Below are 13,132 nucleotides of genomic sequence, written 5' to 3'. Positions count from 1 at the left end.
AATCATTTTTATTGCAAAGGACGTTGCAAAATCAGAAAATACCGATAGCTGTTTCGGGGAATTAATTGGACTATTCGTGGTTTGTGTTATTGGTGTTGATTTCTGAATTCTGACGGAGATTGATCTTCCAGTTTGGAGAATAAACGGCTGAAGTAGGTGTGATCACTGTAGCCCAGCTCATAGGCTACTTCTTTTACGCTCAGATGAGTAAAGACCAGTAGTCTTTTCGCTTCAATTAAAATTTCCTGATGAATCCAGTGTTGTGCGGGTTTTCCTGTTACTTCACGAACCGCTTCGGTTAAATATCCTCTTGTAATATTTAAAATTTCTGCATATTCTGATGGACTTTTCAGGGTTTTAAAATCTCTTCGAACTAAACCTCTGAAGGCTCTTGACAGTTGCACAGATCGGCTTTCACCGGAAGCCTGAGACCTGTTTTTCTGGGAATACAGCAAAGCAAACATCCCAAGAAATGCATTCAGTAATGACTGAACCACCAGGAATCCCTCCTTAGATGAAAGCATCTCGTTGGTATAGGAAGTATGAAGGATACCGGCTGTAGTATTGAGTTTTTTAACCAGGTTTTTATCCAGAGCCAGCGGTTGAATTTCCCCCAGAGATTCATCAAAAAAAGTACGTACTGCATCAGGAACAAGCTCTGCTTTTACCGCGACAAACCATCCACAGACATCTTTCATTAAAAGTCCCTGATGTACCTGTCCAGGTAATACACAGAAAAGAGTGGAATCTTTGGCTTCAATCGTTTTAAAATCCACCATCATTCTTACATGTCCGCTTTCCATACAGGTAAAAATATAGTGACTGTCCCGGTGTATTCCTTTGTCCAAAAGAATATCCTCAGCTTCCTGAGTACTTTTATCCATTCTTTTGACATGGAACTGATGATGGGAAATACCGTTTAAATCATAAGTGGGAATGGTCTGTTTCATCTTTAAACCTGTTGTGATGAGGATAATACGCAATGGTAAAATTACGTATTTTCACGGTTTTATACCCCGAATATTAATCTCAAATTCGCGGTGCATAACCATGATGCTTTCTTCAAGTCAGATTTTATATGAATATACAACAGAATTCGGAACAGAAAGAAACCTGTTCCGGATTTTATTTTGCTTTAGAAAATGCCATTTTTATCGCCAGATAAGTCAGTACGCTGGCCATAAACCATTTCTGGACTTTTATCCAGAACGGATTATTGGAAAAGAATAAGGAAACTCTTGCAGCAGTTAAGACAATGATAAAATTAATGCTGAAGCTGATCAGAACCTGAATAACACCAAGCTCCAGGCTTTGTGTGAATACGGAACCATACTCAGGTTTGATGAACTGAGGGAAGAAAGACAGGTAAAAGACTGCCACTTTTGGATTCAGGACATTCGTTAAAAAACCAATGGTAAAAAGCTTTTTGGGACTGTCATGAGAACTGCTTTTATCAACATCAAAAATATTCCTGCCGTTGGGTTTGATCGCCTGATAGGCAAGATATAAAAGGTACAACGTTCCCGCTGCCTTAAGAACGGTATAAGCGAATGGTACGGCCAGTAAAACAGCGGTCAGACCAAAAGAAACCATGATGATATGGAATAAAAATCCGCATACTACTCCGGCTAATGAGATAAAACCAGACTTTTTCCCCTGTGTTATAGACTTCGAAATGAGGTAAATCATATTGGGACCGGGGCTGATCACTAAGATGAGTGCAGCCAGAATGAAAAATATAAGCTCGTGAAATGGAATCATACGGTGGTATTTATTTAAATGAGGTGTTTTCTGATGCAAAGATAGGAGGTGTTTCTCATTTAATTTTATGAAAAAAAGAAGAAATAGTCATTTTAACTTCATTATATTTTATTTTCCACTTGAATGTGATTTAAAAATAAATAGCAGTCTGTTTTTTTTGTAAATTTCAACACATAAAATAATTATCATTCACAAATAAATATTATCATGACTACTGAAAACATCTTTAAAGCCATCAGAAAATGGAAAAATCTTATTGATTCTTATAAAAACGGAATTGATACAAATGGTAAAGAAATTTTGAATTATTTGAATCAGGGAACCCACTTCAGTGTTTCAGGGGAAGAGATTGAACAATGGAAAAGAAATCTTGAAACCGCAGAACTGAAAATGATTCATGCTTATGTAGGGATTCATGAAGATCAGCTGAAATTTTTCCTGATTGATTCTAAAAGCGATAAAGATGCCAATTTCAGTACAATCATTACTAAAGATTTTTTACTTGAGTTCAATGAATCAAAAATAGAAAGCAGTAACGATATTGCAGTAAATGTTCCTCCAATCACATCAGAATCTGCTATTAACCGTAGTTTCCGATGGAATATGTTTAGTACGTCATGGCTGAAGGCTCAGAAAAAAGAGGATATCTTTCAGCTTATTTCCATTCCGTTTTCAGATTATGAAAAAATGGGAATTGCAGGCGGACAGACGTGTGCCAGTTTCTTTGGACTTACTGATGATTTAGAAAAAAAGGATACTGATTTTCCTTATCATATCGAAATTATTACCATGAAAAGTCTGGCGATTGATCATATGAGTGAAACCGCAGAAAATTATTCTACTCCAAGACCTCCTTTTACCATTATTGATACTCTTAATGATTATCAACTTTTGAAGGTAAGCACCAGTGTTTTCGTATAACAGTTTATCCCTGTACTTACAGATCATTATTAACCTGGTCTTATGTACAGGGCTGATTCTATTGATAAAAGAAAGGGGAAAAACGAAACTTCCTGTGATCATACTTCTTTCAGGAGAATTCATGCTGGAACTGACAGATTTGGCCGGAAGGCTGATGAAGTTAAATACTTTCAATACCTACAATTATACATTAAGCCAGTTTTTTGGTTTGATGATTCTTACGGTGATCTATAGCAATTATTATATCCAGCTTTCCCGTGAGCTGAGATGGATGATCTATTGTTATGCAATATTGGTGTTACTTACGAATGTGTTGTATGTACAAGGAGATACACAGATTACTTTTTATTCCAATATTATCACCAGTATTATTATTTGTAGTTATGCCTCCTCTTATTTTATGAAGATCATAAGGGAAGGTAGGACAGATAGGGATATGTTTATCGTTAATATCATTGTTTTCTTGTTTTTTTCTATCGAATGTCTCATATCTACTACCTATAATTTTTTAATCAGCAACCATCTGAACTGGGTAGCTCCAATCTGGCTTTTCAGAGGTTTCCTGCTATTGTTTTTTTATATTGCTTTTATTAATCTGGGATGTGGCGTTGGGAAAATCAGGATCAGATAGTTGTATGGATATGGATCGGAATTGGACTGTTTTTTTTAACAACATTATTCATTACATTATTGGTTATTAGTTATTTAAATAGTATTAAAAAAAATAAACAGAAGGTTTCCCGAATGGTTCGGAATACAAAAAATGAATATTGGGAGAGTATGCTGCTTTTACAGGAACAGGACAGGGAACGTCTGGCAGAAGAACTTCATGATAATATTATTTCACAGTTGAATCTTATCCGTTTAAACCTTAATGATAAAAAACCGGAAGAGCTTAATCGTGATTTAAAAAAATCTATGCAGCTGATACGCGAATTATCCCATAATCTTACCCCGCCTGATCTTGATGAGATTGAGCTGGAGGATTTAATTGCCGATTATCTTGATCAGGTCAATAAAAGCATAGAAGTCATTTTCCGGCATATTACGATAAGTACACCCATCAGTAATCCTGTAAAACTGAATCTTTTCAGAATCCTGCAGGAACTGATAACCAATATTTTAAAACATGCTGAAGCTACGAGAGTAGAGGTGTCCTTAAGAATCTCTCAGAATTATCTGATATTAACCATAGAAGATAACGGGCGCGGATTTATCATAGAAACCCATTCCGGAGGTATTGGTCTGAGGAATATTCAGTCAAGAGCACAAAAAATTAAAGCAATCTATAAACTTAAGACAGAACCCCAAAAAGGAACAAAATTTATAGCCTGTATGGCCATACAATAAAAAATAAACATGGAACATTCAAAAATTAAAATCGGAATTGTAGATGACGATCTGCTGTTTGTACAGCTTTTAAAAAATTATATTGAAAATAATGGTGACTACCAGGTTGTAATGACAGCTACAGGTGGACATCAGTTTCTCATACAGCAAAATTCCGGAACTATAGATATCCTGATTCTGGATCTGAGGATGACAAACGGTGACGGTCTGGAAGTAATGGCTGAACTCACCAAAAGAGAATCGGAAATAAAAATTATCGTTCTTTCCAGCTTCTACCGCCGCTCATTCATGGGACAAATGTTGAAAATGGGAGCCCATGCTTTTTTGCCTAAAGAAATTGAATTAGAAGAATTATTGGCTGTCATCAAAACCGTTCACCACACAGGACATTATTTTTCCAATGATCAAATTGATGTCATGAGAACTCAGCTTTCCAATAAACTCCCGGAATTTCATGCGTTTTCCAGGAATGAACTCACCGAAAGAGAAATAGATGTTCTGCGATTGGTTTGCCAGCAGCTCAGCACCAAGGAAATTGCTGATTCTCTTTTTATTTCTCCAAAAACCGTAGAAACGCATAAAACCAACCTGATGATCAAAACAGGCGTAAAAAATATGGCAGGACTGGTTATTTATGCCGTACAAAATAAGGTGATAGATCCTGATGAAATTGTGTTATTCGACAAGTAGTCTGTATCCAAAAAGAATCAGGGAGTACATGATGTACTCCCTGATCACAAGAAATCTAAAAACACACTATAATTTAGGATTCAATACTTTAGCAATAGAAACTGCATCTGCTACAGTGTCCAGGCTATAGATCTGCAAAATACCCTGAGTAGTGGCTGCCTGACCTAAAATATTTTGCTGGTTTTGTGCATTCACTGCATTTTCAAACATAATTCCTGTAGAATGTGCAGCTGATTGATATACGTTACTTAAAGCCATTGCAGGAGATTCTGCTACTACTTTTACGTTCGATTGCGTTACTGCGTCTGTGATTTGTTCGTTTACTGGCATAATGATTATTGTTTATTGGGGTTAAAAGTACCGGATTTTCCGGCTGTTTTGATAATAGTTTTAAAAGAGGTCCGCAAACGGATTATGGATTAAGGATTTTAGCCATAGAAACCGCATCAGCTATGGTATCCAGACTGTAGATCTGTGCAATACCTTGTGTAGTAGCTGCCTGGGTAACAATGTTCTGCTGGTTTTGTGCACTTACAGCGTTTTCAAACATAATTCCTGTAGAATGTGCTGCGGTCTGATATACGTTGCTTAAAGCTACTGCAGGAGATTCTGCAACTACCTTTACGTTCGACTGTGTTACTGCGTCTGTGATTTGTTCGTTTACTGGCATAATGATTATTGTTTAGTTGAGGTTAAAAACAACCGGATTTTCCGGTTGTTCGGATAATGAAATGTAAGCTGTTCGAAAAAATGGATTACGGATTAAGGATTTTAGCCATTGATACCGCATCTGCTATCGTATCCAGGCTGTAGATCTGAGTGATTCCCTGAGTAGTAGCTGCCTGGGTAATAATATTTTGTTGGTTTTGGGTATTTACTGCATTCTCAAACATGATTCCTGTAGAATGTGCAGCAGATTGATATACGTTGGCCAAAGCCATTGCTGGAGATTCTGCTACTACTTTTACGTTTGATTGCGTTACTGCGTCTGTGATTTTTTCGTTTACTGGCATAATGATTATTGTTTATTGGGTTAAAATAACCGGCTGTTCCGGCTTTATAGAATTGTTTTAATTAAGGTTTAAGAATTTTAGCAATAGAAATGGCATCAGCTATCGTATCCTTCGTGTAGATCTGGGAGATTCCCTGCGTAGTAGCTGCCTGCGTTACGATGTTATGCTGGTTTTGAGCGGTCATCGCATTTTCAAACATGATTCCTGTAGAATGTGCAGCAGATTGGTAAACGTTGGCTAAAGCCATTGCAGGAGATTCTGCTACTACCTTTACGTTCGACTGCGTTACTGCATCTGTGATTTGTTCATTAACTGGCATAATGATTATAGTTTATTAGGTTAAAAAACGACCGGATTTTCCGGCTGGGATGATTACTTTTTTCGAAAAAGTTAAAAACTACGGCTTAAGAATCTTAGCAATAGAAACAGCATCTGCTACCGTGTCCAGGCTATAGATCTGCAGAATACCCTGAGTAGTAGCTGCCTGACCTAAAATATTCTGTTGGTTCTGTGCGTTTACTGCATTTTCAAACATAATTCCTGTAGAATGGGCAGCAGATTGGTACACGTTGGCTAAAGCCATTGCAGGAGATTCTCCTACTACTTTCACGTTAGATTGCGTTACTGCGTCTGTGATTTGTTCATTAACTGGCATAATTGTAATTGTTTTTGTTGAGATCTGATCTCGGTTAATAATTATTTGAGGTAAACTAGTTTACTATTTGAGTTTTAAACTCACCACAGATCTTCAGATGAATACATTTCAAAGACATTGGTATAGACAGGTGATAGTTATGAATATTTAAATCTGAAGGGTGGCTCTGAATACAATGATTGAAAACCTCTCTGTAAAATCTGCGCGAGTTTAAAGCCTGTTTTTTCTGATAAAAGGATGCGGTCTTTATTTTTAATATCTGTCTTAAAAATAAATTTCTACTGCGGCTATGCTGACAATGCTGGATTCCTTTGGGCTAAAGATGGATTCTGAATGATTGTTTTGTACATTGGCAGCATCTGAAAGGCGGTGCAGGATAAATGTTGACCTGATTGTATATATTGAAGGCACCAGCTTTCATCTTTGCAGGAAACAGACCGCATCTGTAGTGATAAAACTGAAATTAGAAACGTTCTTTTCTAAATATCTCCAGTTCCTTTATTTTACTGTTTTTCGGACTCATTTTTTTTAAGCCCATGACATAGTTGCTCATGGCAGTCATATTATTTCGCTGTTGGTTCAAGGCAGAATTGATCTGCATTGCTCCCGTAGAATGTGCACTTACCTGTGTGGTGATCGCCTGAGGTACAGCGGTAGACATTCCTGTAATCATTGCATCGATTTCGTTCATGATATTGGTTTTTATTTTTTTAAGGACGGATATTGCCAAATCTGGCATTCAGTTTATTCATCCGGTCCATTATTTTGAGTTCTTTCTCCTTTACCTTTGCTGTAGAGGCCTCTTGAAGCCTTTTCAGCTGTTCTTCATAATTCATCACAGGAGTATCCGGTGGATCTGGTGTGACAGCCTGAACCTGGGCAGATTCCTGTTGTTTAACGGCTTCTTCCAGCTTTTCCAGCAGAGGAGCCAATGACTTCATCGTCTCTTTGATGGCTTTATCCCTGATATAATTGATGATTTCATCTTCATGTCTTAAAACAAAAGGCATGATTTCTTTTTCCACAACTTCAGGTTCCGATACAGGAATCGGAGGTTTATAGGCGGGAGCTTTCTTTCTGGTTCTTCTGCGCATACATATTGCTTTAAATGTTGTAAAAATTACTACAGCAGATAATTAATAAATGCAGACGCAGCCTTCCAGTCACGGTTGATTTCTTTCAATACATTATACCCTGTAATTTCCAATGCTACACATGCCGCAATAGTACTGGCAGATAACATTTCTTTCAGCTGGTGTGGAGGAAGTGTAAGGATATAATCATCCGGAATGATAAGAGATTTACCGGGTGGAGGCGTTTCGTTCACAACAATACTCAGGATTTCCTGGAAATAATGAGCAATCAGCTTGGAGGCCTGAAATTCCAGTTCCCTTTTTAAGGCTATTGTTTCCTCCTGAGTAGCCAGGTCAGAAATAGCAGCCACATCTACATCATGTACTGAATATTGTGCTTCACCTGTATCAGATGGAGTGATGGTAATATCTGCTTTAAGAATGCATTTTGATTTTTCAAGATTAACCGTTAGAAGTTTTGAATCATAATCAGGAACAGCAATGTCGCTTAAGGTGGTAAGAGGCATAATTCTGACATTACAATAAAATACCTTTGGATCATCCAGTTTGACCATAATCACGGCAATTCCCGTTGATTTATCTATAGGTTCCACCACAAAACACTGAAACTGATTGTATCTTTTACTATTTCTGTTGAGGCAGTTGACCAGTCTTACAGAGGGTTGTATATTAATATTGGATGTTTGAAGATTAAATACAAAACGCTCTGCATTGTTTTCTGTTCTTTTGGCATCTGCACTTTTGGTGTCAAAATAATCATTATCATGGTTTTTGACCAGGTAAAGTCGTTCATTTAAATCGTTTAAACTTTCTAGATTTAAAATTTTTGCGGGTTTAGTTACTGAGGAATAATTCATCTCTTATTTATTTTAATTTTTTCAATGATTTGGTTGATGATTGTTTTTTTCTTTGGCTTATCTTCAGGCTCTACTGAAGGAATTACTGCTTCTTTAATCTCTGGTTTTACAAGTGGCTGTGTCAGTTTTACTGACTTTAATACTAATTTTCCCCCATGATCAGCCGTGATAAAGCTTTTTCTCATACCTTCCTTTTCTGATGAGACTTCTTCCGAAACCGGATCTACTCGTTTTTTTTTTCAGAATCTTCAATCTCAGGGGAAACTTCCGTATAAGATGGGGGAGAAGGAAGTACTTCTGAGACTGGAATGGTATTCACATTATAAATAGTATTGGAAATTTTAGCCTTTACTTCAGCATATTCACTTACCATTTTGAATAAGTCCTTCATCATTTCATTACCTTTTCCTGCATTCTGGCCCTGAAGATTCTCGGCCATCTGAACGGAGGTTTCTTTACTTCCGGGAGCAGGCCCGAAAGTGGTTCCATACGTCAGTAAATTATTAGCTAGTCTGCTTAATGCAATCAAACCTACCTGTTCGAATCCTTTTAAAAAAGACTGTAAATCCTGAACCATCATTCCTGTAGACTGTTCTATCATTACTTTCGTTACTCCGGTCATTGGAGAAGCCTTAGGGGGAGCCAATACCTCACTGTTCACAAATACTACAGCTTTCTCCGCCGGAGTGGTAGCATTTGCTGCCTGGGATTGTTGGGTTTCACTGTTGTGTTCACTCATGATTGTAAGGTTTTAGATTATCCTTTTAAAATTTTAATGGCATCTGCAACAATCGCTGGGTTGAGCTGGTTCAAGTTCTGCTGATTCGTTACAGAATTCTGAATGGAAATTCCACTGGCATGGGTGGCCATCTGGTAAAGCATACTCATAGCCTGTGCGGGAGACTCACCAAGTACCGTAACATTCGTCTGTGTTACTGCATCTGTAGTCTGGGTGTTTACTGTATCTGCCATATTCTGGGTTTATTGGGTTACTATTGTTTTATGTTCAAGTATCTTTTTTCAAAGACTTTTCTTTCAACTCAACCTTTTTTTATTTTCCGGTTAAGCCTTCACTATGAGATTGTTGATCTCTTTTGTCTGATACAAATTTCATCAAACTCAATAAATCTTCATTAAGGGAAAAAACGGAATTTTAAAAAATAAGGGAATTCTCCTATGAGTGAAATTTTTTAAAAATGGATTGTATTTAAGAAATAGCAAAAACAGAAATAATCTATCTTAAAAGCCAGAAGCTGGAAGAATGAAGCCTGAAGTTACTATCCGGCCAATTACTTCTTTAAGGGTTTATTGAACAATGAAATTTTATAAAGTTGAATAAAAGAGGACGCTCTTCAATTGCGTTCATGAACTTCCTATCCCAGCCTCCAGCTTCCTCTCTGCTTCATGAAAATACATATGAATACATAAATACATCACCTGTGAATACGGGTAAACCCTTAGTTTTTGAAAATGGGTAGATCCCCTCTATAACGGCAGCAGGTTTACTTTGAAATTTGTCTGATAACCTATTCTAACATTTAAAATCATAATATGAATAATCAGAACAACGAAGAACCGGAAGTGAGACCTCCCTTTATAATAGTACAGCCGGGATATGCCACCGGAGATATGTTTGCCATTGCTGCAACATTGATTAATGATGAAAGATACCACGTATTGCTATCTACAACAATGGATGAATTTGAGAATGTAAATGATCCGTATGATAACAGCAAATCGATCAGAGAATTCTACAGGAATTCCGGAATAAGTGAAGACAGGATACATACTCATAGAGTTCCGGAAGTGAGAAGTCCCGGGTTGGCAAGTGAGCTGAAAAAAGAAGTAATAAACCTTTTAATACATTATCCTAATATTTCAAAAGGAGAAATAATCAGAAACTACTATAAACCTGTAGGGGAAGGAACCCAGTATATTGCGCAAAACTTTTCTGATGAGATGAGAAATAATCTGAGAAATGTCTGGGACATCAACGGAAGCCAGGATAATGCGATAGAAATATGGCTGCAAACGCAGGGGATCCCCACAAGCGGGAAAAATTTACTTATTTTATGGTCCCGTTTCAGCGGAAAAGGAGGTGATATTCACATAGAACATGATACTAGCTATTGGGGAATCAAGCAGATTGTGCATAGAGTGGCAGATATGTATGATGCCATCATTATTACCGGAGATAAGGGATACATAAAAGAAAGAGCAAAGAAATACGATGAAACAGCAGAGGAGATTAATAGATATTATGGCCCCAAAAAAGTATTCAATATTACAGAATTTTGGAAAGGAAACTCTTCCGAACTGAAAGCATGGGGAGGAAATACCCGTTTAGGCCAGTTTAAGTTGTATGATTATTTTCAGAGACATTTTCAAAATGTAAAACATCTGGGATTCAGAAGTGGTAACCTGGAAGTGATGGCGATGTTAGGATACACGGTTCGGTATATGGAAGAAAAGGGAAGTGAAAGTGGAGGCAGAATGACCATTTGGTTTAATAGAGGAGATGGTGAAACAGAAAAAGGAGGTAAAGCCACCGGATATGAAAGGCTTTTATTGGGTGAGCCTCCTACAAGATCCGGTAAATTTATTCAATATCAGATTCAGGAAATAAACACAGAGATCAGGGGAAGGAAACAACCATTTAAAGATCATATTGAAAGATTAAAAGAAAGCGGAGAAAATCCGCAAAGTCAGACTATCAAAAACCTTGAAAAAAAGATAAAAGAAATAGACGATGAAGGCGATGCGAGAAAGAAAAAGTATGCCGGATCCGACCTGTCTCCCTATCGCAAAGATCAAAAGCCTCCCGAACCTATTCTGAAAGAAGAAAAAAGCAACTACTCAGAAGGCTTTAATACTGATGATATGGATATTATTCTGAGATATCTGCAGCCCTTAGACTGGGTAGAAAGAGAAACAGGATACGAACGTAATATCCCGCAGCGAAAGAAAAGCTACGAAAAACTCCTGGAAAGTTTCGAAAAGATTGATTAAAATAAATATATCCTGCTCCAAAAGAAACGGCATTCTGAAGCTATTCAGAATGCCGTTTCTTATTTAAATTAAATACAAAAAATAACGGATGTTCAATCTGAAACTGCTGGAAGTTCTTTTCTCTTTCGCCAGAAGAAATAAGCAACAATAGCTGTAGCAATAGGCAGAGCAATCCCAAACTCATCAATATAATAATTGGTATTTCCTGTATCTACCGTAAGCGGTGTGAAAATAGACTGTATAAAAAGATTGTGGCTGGCATGTAAAATAACACCTGTCCATAAACTTCCGGATTTTAACCGTAACCAGGTAAAAATGAAACAGGCTGCAAATATCATCACCGTAAAACATAAAAAAGCCAGCCATTTGGGGCCGCCCGTATTATAATTGGAAAAAAGCAGCAGAGGATAATGATAGACAGACCATATCACACCCATCCAAAGAGAAGTCGCAGTATAAGAATTCATTTTGGCCAATTGAGGAGCCAGAAGACCGCGCCAGCCTATTTCTTCCCCTAATGCAGATCCTACCGAACGTACCATACCAAAGCTGCTCATCAGAATAATATATAGGATGATCGTCATGCCATCAGAAAGATTCCAGCCCATTCCTTTGCCCATTTCTGCTACAAATTCATGATTATAGAAACCGCCGGCTCCACTGATCCAGATGATGAGGTAAGGAACTAAACTGTAAAGAACAGGAATGCAGTAAGCCATGATCTGGTATTTCGTAAGTCCCCATTTCCAGCCCAGAGAAGAAATCGGGATATTTCGGATACGGCAGGTAAGAAATGCAGCAATAGCGGGACACCACATGACAATAGTGGCATAAGATATAATGCCGCCGCCAAGTTTTCCGGTACGGATACACATATAATAAACCGGGAGACAGAAAAGTAAGGTAAGAATCAGGTAAGTAGCAATATTCTTCCTGATTTCGGATTTGGATATTGTATTTTCCATAAACTGATCTGGTGTTGATGTTTATAAATGATTGAAAAATAGAAAGTTATTTTTAAATAAAAATACATTTATTTTTTATATGAATACCAATTTTTAGCATTAGCCCCTGTAAAGAAAATAGTTTCTGTTTTTTTAATAAGGGAAAGCTGTAAATTAGCCAAAATAATTTTTTTCGAATACTCTAAAAGATGTCCAAGCTAAAAGCCATAAGAGAACAAAAAAACCTGACGCAGGAGGAGCTGTCAGAAAAATCAAAGATTTCTGTAAGAACCATTCAAAGGATAGAATCCGGAACAGAACCTAAAGGACATACACTGAGAGCCCTGGCTCAGACTTTGGAAATAGACGAATCTTTATTATTGCAGGAAGAAGTTGTCATTTTCCCGGAAAATAATGAGGCAACAACAGAAGTTGCAGAAGAATCTGAAACAATCAATTATTCTTTGGTTAAAATGATCAATCTCTCCTCCTTATTATTTGTAATTGTACCCCCATTAAATATTTTGGCTCCCTTTCTGCTGATGTTTTTCATGAAACAGAGAAACACTCTTACTAAACAGATTATTTCGTTGCAGATGTTTTGGACTGCTATGGCGCCCATTGTATTTATGCTCGGTATCTTTTTAAAGCTCGGAAAAGAGTTTACCCTTATTCTGATGATCCTTATTGTATTATCCAACGTAGTAATGATCCTCCGGAATGCTGCTGAGATTGATCGTAAAAAGAAATTATATTTCAAGCTGAAATTCAGTATGTTATAATTTGTGTCGTGACTTTGTCGGGTTTTTGTCGGGTTCATTTTTATTTAAAAAACGAA

At 37.2% G+C, this 13,132-nt stretch carries 20 protein-coding genes; 6 read left to right on the top strand and 14 right to left on the bottom strand.

Features of this window, described 5'->3' with window-relative positions:
- Window positions 1–86: 86 nt before the first annotated feature.
- Window positions 87–950 carry a helix-turn-helix domain-containing protein gene (locus ODR02_RS11350; protein ID WP_209788630.1) on the bottom strand — a complete coding sequence of 288 codons (864 nt, stop codon included), beginning with the start codon at window positions 948–950 and terminating at the stop codon, window positions 87–89.
- A 175-nt stretch (window positions 951–1,125) separates the two neighbouring features.
- Entirely contained in the window at window positions 1,126–1,761 is a 636-nt protein-coding gene (locus ODR02_RS11345; protein WP_309512522.1) for a LysE family translocator, read from the bottom strand.
- A 207-nt stretch (window positions 1,762–1,968) separates the two neighbouring features.
- Between ODR02_RS11345 and ODR02_RS11340 the strand changes: the two genes are divergently transcribed.
- The 4 genes from ODR02_RS11340 (at window position 1,969) to ODR02_RS11325 (ending at window position 4,722) form a co-directional block, all read left to right on the top strand.
- Window positions 1,969–2,682, top strand: coding sequence for a hypothetical protein (locus tag ODR02_RS11340; protein ID WP_209788635.1), 714 nt, complete (start codon window positions 1,969–1,971; stop codon window positions 2,680–2,682).
- Between the two features lie 94 nt (window positions 2,683–2,776).
- Window positions 2,777–3,313: a hypothetical protein gene (locus ODR02_RS11335; RefSeq protein WP_123864406.1), complete on the top strand. Its 537-nt coding sequence runs from the start codon at window positions 2,777–2,779 to the stop codon at window positions 3,311–3,313.
- A gap of 113 nt (window positions 3,314–3,426) precedes the next feature.
- Entirely contained in the window at window positions 3,427–4,032 is a 606-nt protein-coding gene (locus tag ODR02_RS11330; protein ID WP_209788637.1) for a sensor histidine kinase, read from the top strand.
- 9 nt (window positions 4,033–4,041) lie between these two features.
- Window positions 4,042–4,722 carry a response regulator transcription factor gene (locus tag ODR02_RS11325; protein WP_209788640.1) on the top strand — a complete coding sequence of 227 codons (681 nt, stop codon included), beginning with the start codon at window positions 4,042–4,044 and terminating at the stop codon, window positions 4,720–4,722.
- 66 nt (window positions 4,723–4,788) lie between these two features.
- On the opposite strand, the gene ODR02_RS11320 is transcribed toward ODR02_RS11325, so the two are convergent.
- The 11 genes from ODR02_RS11320 to ODR02_RS11270 form a co-directional block, all read right to left on the bottom strand.
- A complete protein-coding gene (locus tag ODR02_RS11320; protein ID WP_047378387.1) occupies window positions 4,789–5,052 on the bottom strand; it encodes a RebB family R body protein in 264 nt (87 codons plus the stop codon).
- An 82-nt stretch (window positions 5,053–5,134) separates the two neighbouring features.
- Window positions 5,135–5,392: a RebB family R body protein gene (locus tag ODR02_RS11315; protein WP_047421299.1), complete on the bottom strand. Its 258-nt coding sequence runs from the start codon at window positions 5,390–5,392 to the stop codon at window positions 5,135–5,137.
- 85 nt (window positions 5,393–5,477) lie between these two features.
- Window positions 5,478–5,735 (bottom strand): RebB family R body protein, encoded by a 258-nt coding sequence (locus ODR02_RS11310; RefSeq protein WP_309512521.1) that lies wholly within the window; start codon window positions 5,733–5,735, stop codon window positions 5,478–5,480.
- Window positions 5,736–5,796: 61 nt separating this feature from the next.
- The gene (locus tag ODR02_RS11305) at window positions 5,797–6,054 is read right to left on the bottom strand and encodes a RebB family R body protein (protein ID WP_228421494.1); all 258 of its coding nucleotides are present in this window, start codon (window positions 6,052–6,054) and stop codon (window positions 5,797–5,799) included.
- A gap of 78 nt (window positions 6,055–6,132) precedes the next feature.
- Complete coding sequence (locus ODR02_RS11300; RefSeq protein ID WP_047378383.1) at window positions 6,133–6,390, bottom strand: RebB family R body protein; 258 nt, start codon at window positions 6,388–6,390, stop codon at window positions 6,133–6,135.
- Between the two features lie 463 nt (window positions 6,391–6,853).
- Window positions 6,854–7,081 carry a hypothetical protein gene (locus tag ODR02_RS11295; protein WP_309512520.1) on the bottom strand — a complete coding sequence of 76 codons (228 nt, stop codon included), beginning with the start codon at window positions 7,079–7,081 and terminating at the stop codon, window positions 6,854–6,856.
- Window positions 7,082–7,100: 19 nt separating this feature from the next.
- Window positions 7,101–7,484 carry a hypothetical protein gene (locus ODR02_RS11290; protein WP_309512519.1) on the bottom strand — a complete coding sequence of 128 codons (384 nt, stop codon included), beginning with the start codon at window positions 7,482–7,484 and terminating at the stop codon, window positions 7,101–7,103.
- 29 nt (window positions 7,485–7,513) lie between these two features.
- A complete protein-coding gene (locus tag ODR02_RS11285) occupies window positions 7,514–8,341 on the bottom strand; it encodes a hypothetical protein (protein WP_309512518.1) in 828 nt (275 codons plus the stop codon).
- Window positions 8,338–8,526, bottom strand: coding sequence for a hypothetical protein (locus tag ODR02_RS11280; RefSeq protein ID WP_209788652.1), 189 nt, complete (start codon window positions 8,524–8,526; stop codon window positions 8,338–8,340). Before ODR02_RS11280 ends, ODR02_RS11285 begins: the two co-directional genes overlap by 4 nt.
- Before the next feature lie 38 nt (window positions 8,527–8,564).
- Window positions 8,565–9,080, bottom strand: a complete 516-nt coding sequence (locus ODR02_RS11275) for a hypothetical protein (protein ID WP_309512517.1) — start codon at window positions 9,078–9,080, stop codon at window positions 8,565–8,567.
- Window positions 9,081–9,097: 17 nt separating this feature from the next.
- The gene (locus ODR02_RS11270; RefSeq protein WP_047433885.1) at window positions 9,098–9,313 is read right to left on the bottom strand and encodes a RebB family R body protein; all 216 of its coding nucleotides are present in this window, start codon (window positions 9,311–9,313) and stop codon (window positions 9,098–9,100) included.
- A gap of 579 nt (window positions 9,314–9,892) precedes the next feature.
- On the opposite strand from ODR02_RS11270, the gene ODR02_RS11265 reads away from it, so the two are divergent.
- Window positions 9,893–11,350, top strand: a complete 1,458-nt coding sequence (locus ODR02_RS11265; protein ID WP_309512516.1) for a hypothetical protein — start codon at window positions 9,893–9,895, stop codon at window positions 11,348–11,350.
- A gap of 92 nt (window positions 11,351–11,442) precedes the next feature.
- Here ODR02_RS11265 and ODR02_RS11260 read toward each other — a convergent pair whose 3' ends face one another.
- On the bottom strand, window positions 11,443–12,315 hold the full coding sequence (locus ODR02_RS11260; RefSeq protein ID WP_309512515.1) for a type II CAAX endopeptidase family protein: 873 nt from the start codon (window positions 12,313–12,315) through the stop codon (window positions 11,443–11,445).
- A 188-nt stretch (window positions 12,316–12,503) separates the two neighbouring features.
- Here ODR02_RS11260 and ODR02_RS11255 point away from each other — a divergent pair, with 188 nt between their 5' ends.
- A complete protein-coding gene (locus ODR02_RS11255; protein ID WP_309512514.1) occupies window positions 12,504–13,076 on the top strand; it encodes a helix-turn-helix domain-containing protein in 573 nt (190 codons plus the stop codon).
- The last annotated feature ends 56 nt before the right edge of the window (window positions 13,077–13,132 follow it).

The organism is Chryseobacterium sp. CFS2, from assembly GCF_036543225.1.
In the GTDB taxonomy this organism is placed as follows: domain Bacteria; phylum Bacteroidota; class Bacteroidia; order Flavobacteriales; family Weeksellaceae; genus Chryseobacterium; species Chryseobacterium culicis_A.
Note: the sequence above shows the minus strand (reverse complement) of the source record. Positions and strands in the feature narration are given on the sequence as shown.

Coding starts and splice junctions, on each gene's coding strand:
- ODR02_RS11340 (WP_209788635.1), top strand. CDS start 1,969: ATGACTACTGAAAACATCTTTAAAGCCATCAGAAAATGGAAAAATCTT.
- ODR02_RS11330 (WP_209788637.1), top strand. CDS start 3,427: ATGGTTCGGAATACAAAAAATGAATATTGGGAGAGTATGCTGCTTTTA.
- ODR02_RS11260 (WP_309512515.1), bottom strand. CDS start 12,315: ATGGAAAATACAATATCCAAATCCGAAATCAGGAAGAATATTGCTACT.
- ODR02_RS11280 (WP_209788652.1), bottom strand. CDS start 8,526: ATGAGAAAAAGCTTTATCACGGCTGATCATGGGGGAAAATTAGTATTA.
- ODR02_RS11325 (WP_209788640.1), top strand. CDS start 4,042: ATGGAACATTCAAAAATTAAAATCGGAATTGTAGATGACGATCTGCTG.
- ODR02_RS11255 (WP_309512514.1), top strand. CDS start 12,504: ATGTCCAAGCTAAAAGCCATAAGAGAACAAAAAAACCTGACGCAGGAG.
- ODR02_RS11315 (WP_047421299.1), bottom strand. CDS start 5,392: ATGCCAGTAAACGAACAAATCACAGACGCAGTAACACAGTCGAACGTA.
- ODR02_RS11300 (WP_047378383.1), bottom strand. CDS start 6,390: ATGCCAGTTAATGAACAAATCACAGACGCAGTAACGCAATCTAACGTG.
- ODR02_RS11320 (WP_047378387.1), bottom strand. CDS start 5,052: ATGCCAGTAAACGAACAAATCACAGACGCAGTAACGCAATCGAACGTA.
- ODR02_RS11350 (WP_209788630.1), bottom strand. CDS start 950: ATGAAACAGACCATTCCCACTTATGATTTAAACGGTATTTCCCATCAT.
- ODR02_RS11310 (WP_309512521.1), bottom strand. CDS start 5,735: ATGCCAGTAAACGAAAAAATCACAGACGCAGTAACGCAATCAAACGTA.
- ODR02_RS11270 (WP_047433885.1), bottom strand. CDS start 9,313: ATGGCAGATACAGTAAACACCCAGACTACAGATGCAGTAACACAGACG.
- ODR02_RS11345 (WP_309512522.1), bottom strand. CDS start 1,761: ATGATTCCATTTCACGAGCTTATATTTTTCATTCTGGCTGCACTCATC.
- ODR02_RS11295 (WP_309512520.1), bottom strand. CDS start 7,081: ATGAACGAAATCGATGCAATGATTACAGGAATGTCTACCGCTGTACCT.
- ODR02_RS11275 (WP_309512517.1), bottom strand. CDS start 9,080: ATGAGTGAACACAACAGTGAAACCCAACAATCCCAGGCAGCAAATGCT.
- ODR02_RS11265 (WP_309512516.1), top strand. CDS start 9,893: ATGAATAATCAGAACAACGAAGAACCGGAAGTGAGACCTCCCTTTATA.
- ODR02_RS11285 (WP_309512518.1), bottom strand. CDS start 8,341: ATGAATTATTCCTCAGTAACTAAACCCGCAAAAATTTTAAATCTAGAA.
- ODR02_RS11290 (WP_309512519.1), bottom strand. CDS start 7,484: ATGCGCAGAAGAACCAGAAAGAAAGCTCCCGCCTATAAACCTCCGATT.
- ODR02_RS11305 (WP_228421494.1), bottom strand. CDS start 6,054: ATGCCAGTTAATGAACAAATCACAGATGCAGTAACGCAGTCGAACGTA.